Below are 3,537 nucleotides of genomic sequence, written 5' to 3' on the forward strand. Positions count from 1 at the left end.
CGAGCTGACCGCCGAGCAGGCCGAGCAGCTCCGCGAGAAGGGAGGCTGGATCTCCTCCACCCACATCCACTCCATGTGCTGACCCCCCGGAAGCGCGAGGCCCCCACGGCATCCCCGCGGGGGCCTCGTCGCGCCTACGCTGGCGGAGCCCACCAACACCCCACCCAGCGAGGAGAACCTCAGCATGGCCCTACCAGACGACCCGGACAGCTTCGTCCGGCCCTTCGCGGACTTCCTCCGCGAGATCGACCGCGGAGCCCTCCACGAGGAGCTGTCCGAGAAGCTCCACGACCTCGTCACCGCGGTCGAGGACACCGACAAGGGCGGCACGATCACCCTGACCATCGGCGTCAAGCCCGTCGAGAAGGGCAGCGCCAACGACGCCCTCCTCGTCGGCGGGAAGGTCGCCGTGAAGAAGCCGGAGGTCGCACGCAAGCCGTCGATCTTCTTCTCCAACGGCGGCAACCTCCAGCGCAACGACCCGAACCAGATGGAGTTCGAGGGCATCCGCGACGTCTCCCTCCCCGCCGGGGAGCGCGAGCGTGACGCCCGCGAGCGAGCAGCAGGGAGCGACGCATGAGCACGAAGACCCACGCCGCCGACGAGTTCGAGTCCGAGCTCGTCGGCCAGAGCAACGTCACCGACGTCGCGGCCCTCGCGTTCATGGCGAAGGAGCCGACCATCGCCGACCCGCAGGACTACGGCAAGCCGCACGCGTTCGTCGTCCCGGCGGGCTGCGAGCTCGTCATCGACGACTTCGCCGACCGGAAGCCGCGGCCCGACCGCGGCACCCCCGGAACGCGGGTCGTGCGCGACGAGAAGGACCTCATCAAGCTCGCTGAGGACCTCGGGGAGCACCCGGTGGTTTACGCCGACCCGGTGACCCAGTCCGTCGTCTGCGTCCTCAACGACGACGTCGACGAGGCGACACCCGGGTGGCGCGACCAGCGCGTGCAGCTCGGGCTCGTCGAGACCGACGAGTGGAAGGCGTGGAAGAGCGCCAACAACAACCTCATGACGCAGGCCGACTTCGCCGAGTTCATCGAGGACTGGCGCCGGACCATCGTCAACCCCGACGACGCGACGATGCTGGAGATCGCGCAGACCCTCCACGCCACCTCGCACGTCCGGGCGAAGTCGGCGCGGCGGCTGCGGGACGGTCAGCGGAAGATCGAGTGGGACGAGGACACCACCACCACCGCGGGCGAGGACGGCAAGGTCGAGATCCCGGAGGTCTTCGAGATCGCCGTCGTCCCGTGGAAGGGTCGCGATGTCACCCCGCTGCGGATGACGGCCCGGCTGCGGATCCGGCTCAACGGCGGCAACGTCATGCTCGGGTTCAAGCTGAACGACGTCGACGCCCGCATGGAGGAGGCCTTCAACAGCCTCCTCGACCCGGTCCGCGACAAGCTGACCGTGGTGTCCGGGACGCCCTGACGCATCCCCACCGCACCCGCTGAGGGTGCACCCTTGACGTGGAGCCTCCCGGGCGCCCTGCCTCTGCCGAATGCCGTTCACGACCGCTTGTCGCTCGACCCGCTCGCGGCGAGGGCAGGCCCGGCAGAGAACCGCCCGGGAGGTTTCCCGTCCCCCGCACGAGAAGGTGAGCGAGACCTTGGAACCAACACCCGGCTCCGTCAGCACGTGCCGTAACTGCGGCAGACGCATCGTCTGCGTGAGGTACGCGTGGGGCCCGTCGTGGACCCACCAGCCCGCCGAGGCGTCGTTTCAGGACCGCCAGCACGAGTTCTGCCACCGGACCGTCGCCGAGCCCGTGGAGCCCTCGGAGACGGCGACAGCGGCCGTCTGGGGTGTCGCGGAGGCCGACTCGGTCACCCAACGCCGCGGGCGGCTGCACATGGCCCGCCGCTCGCGCCCCACCGGCCCGTCGAAGCGCAACCGGAGCACCTACCGCACCCGCTGCGGCGTGATGGTCAACTTGGGCGCCCCGTTCGACCCGGCCACCGTGCCCGCCGCCGACCGGTGCGCGTCGTGCTTCCCCGCAACCAAGTCAGGAGCCTGAACCATGTCCTACCGCGCCCACACCGATACCGACCCCATCGGGTTCGTGCAGAGGGGATGCCCGTCAGCATCGTCATCGCCGACCCCGACCGCAAGATCCTCCTGACGTTCCCCGAGCGCGCCACCGAGCTGTGGTCCTACATCGACTCCCCCGATGAGGTCGAGCCGAAGCTCCCTGAGGGCCGCACGTCGATGCTGCACATGCCCGAGGAGGCTGCGCGCGCCCTGTACGAGGCCCTCGCCGAGCGGTTCGGCGGCACTGGTCACGACACTCGCGCCCTGCGCCGCGACTACGACGACGAGCGGAAGCGGGTCGACAAGCTCACCGACGCCCTCGTCGGCATCGCCGCCCGCTCCTCGTGAAGACTGCCCGCGGCCGGGAGTTCGTTGCGCATCAGGTCGCGAACGACTGGATCTCGGCCGACTGGCCCGACGGCAGCCACGGCATCATCACCCCCCTCGGGGTCCGCTGCACCGAGGCCGAGTGGCGAGAGCTCCTCACCTACGCCGCCGGGACGTTCGAGGCCGAGTGGCGCTGGGAGCCTCTGCCGGGCGCCGCCGAGGCCCTCGCCGCCATCGACGACGACGCGCGCCGGGCCGCGCTGGAGGACGGCCTGCGGGACGGGATCATCATGCGCGCCCAGCGGCGACACCGCTGAACCCATCCCCGCACGTCACCGGTCCGTCGTACCCTCACCAGCGTCGGCACCTGCCGTCCCACCCGAGGAGGATCCATGTCCATCGCCAGCTCCACCCGATCCCGAGCCCGCCGCGTCGTCGGCTCCGTGCTCGCCACGCTCGCGCTCGTCATCGGCGGCGCGCTCGTCGCCGCCCAGCCAGCTGCGGCTGCGTGCATCCCCAACTCCCGGCCCCTCTCGTGCGCCGGGCTGGTCAACTACAACACCTCCAACGGGGTGATCTACTACATCGACAGCGCCAACGGGCGGCACACGCTCTACCCGGGCCAGACCGACACGGTCCCCGACATCTGGCGCTTCCAGATCCAGAGCGGGTGCTACGGGATCCAGATGGGCACCACCACCCACCTGCCCGGCGGGGTCTGGATGAACCCCGGCACCTACCGGTGGAACATCCGCGTCTACTGCTGACCGGCCCCTGAACGACGCCCGCCCGAGGCCGCACCCCTCGGGCGGGCGTCCCCGCAACCAAAACCCGGAAGGACCACTCGATGAGCGAGATCGACACCACCCAGACCTGCGGCTGCGGCGTCCCCCTCGACGACCACCCCGACCCCGAGCTGCACACCGTCGTCGGCCCCCGCGACCAGTACGGCCGCGGGCACCTCGTCCCCGGCACCGCAACCAACCTCCTCGACGACTTCCCCAGCGAGCCCGTCCCCGCCGACCCCCTCGACGGAGACGACGCCCTCTCCGTCATCGCCCGCATCACCCGAGCCGCCGTCGTCACCATCCTCGTCGGCCTCATGCTCGCCGCCCTCATCATCGGCTCCGCCGCCGCCACCTACGCCTTCATGGCCCTCGCCCGCCACACCGG

The 3,537-nt window shown here is 70.8% G+C and carries 7 protein-coding genes; all 7 read left to right on the plus strand.

Features of this window, described 5'->3' with window-relative positions; translation table 11 throughout:
• Window positions 1-184: 184 nt before the first annotated feature.
• Window positions 185-580 (plus strand): hypothetical protein, encoded by a 396-nt coding sequence (locus PKA89_RS09635; RefSeq protein WP_324418949.1) that lies wholly within the window; start codon window positions 185-187, stop codon window positions 578-580.
• Window positions 577-1,437: a DUF2303 family protein gene (locus tag PKA89_RS09640; protein WP_324418951.1), complete on the plus strand. Its 861-nt coding sequence runs from the start codon at window positions 577-579 to the stop codon at window positions 1,435-1,437. The genes PKA89_RS09635 and PKA89_RS09640 overlap by 4 nt, the downstream gene beginning before the upstream one ends.
• Before the next feature lie 238 nt (window positions 1,438-1,675).
• On the plus strand, window positions 1,676-2,023 hold the full coding sequence (locus PKA89_RS09645) for a hypothetical protein (protein ID WP_324418952.1): 348 nt from the start codon (window positions 1,676-1,678) through the stop codon (window positions 2,021-2,023).
• Window positions 2,024-2,079: 56 nt separating this feature from the next.
• Window positions 2,080-2,385 (plus strand): hypothetical protein, encoded by a 306-nt coding sequence (locus tag PKA89_RS09650; protein ID WP_324418954.1) that lies wholly within the window; start codon window positions 2,080-2,082, stop codon window positions 2,383-2,385.
• A complete protein-coding gene (locus PKA89_RS09655; RefSeq protein ID WP_324418956.1) occupies window positions 2,382-2,681 on the plus strand; it encodes a hypothetical protein in 300 nt (99 codons plus the stop codon). Before PKA89_RS09650 ends, PKA89_RS09655 begins: the two co-directional genes overlap by 4 nt.
• Window positions 2,682-2,756: 75 nt before the next feature.
• Window positions 2,757-3,131 carry a hypothetical protein gene (locus PKA89_RS09660; RefSeq protein ID WP_324418957.1) on the plus strand — a complete coding sequence of 125 codons (375 nt, stop codon included), beginning with the start codon at window positions 2,757-2,759 and terminating at the stop codon, window positions 3,129-3,131.
• A gap of 80 nt (window positions 3,132-3,211) precedes the next feature.
• A partial coding sequence (locus PKA89_RS09665; RefSeq protein WP_324418959.1) for a hypothetical protein occupies window positions 3,212-3,537 on the plus strand: 326 nt, incomplete at its 3' end.

This window comes from Phycicoccus sp. (genome assembly GCF_035325325.1).
Lineage (GTDB): Bacteria > Actinomycetota > Actinomycetes > Actinomycetales > Dermatophilaceae > Phycicoccus.

What these genes read in the sequence shown, in the direction of transcription:
- PKA89_RS09635 (WP_324418949.1), top strand. Translation starts at nt 185, where the DNA reads ATGGCCCTACCAGACGACCCGGACAGCTTCGTCCGGCCCTTCGCGGAC.
- PKA89_RS09640 (WP_324418951.1), top strand. Translation starts at nt 577, where the DNA reads ATGAGCACGAAGACCCACGCCGCCGACGAGTTCGAGTCCGAGCTCGTC.
- PKA89_RS09650 (WP_324418954.1), top strand. Translation starts at nt 2,080, where the DNA reads ATGCCCGTCAGCATCGTCATCGCCGACCCCGACCGCAAGATCCTCCTG.
- PKA89_RS09660 (WP_324418957.1), top strand. Translation starts at nt 2,757, where the DNA reads ATGTCCATCGCCAGCTCCACCCGATCCCGAGCCCGCCGCGTCGTCGGC.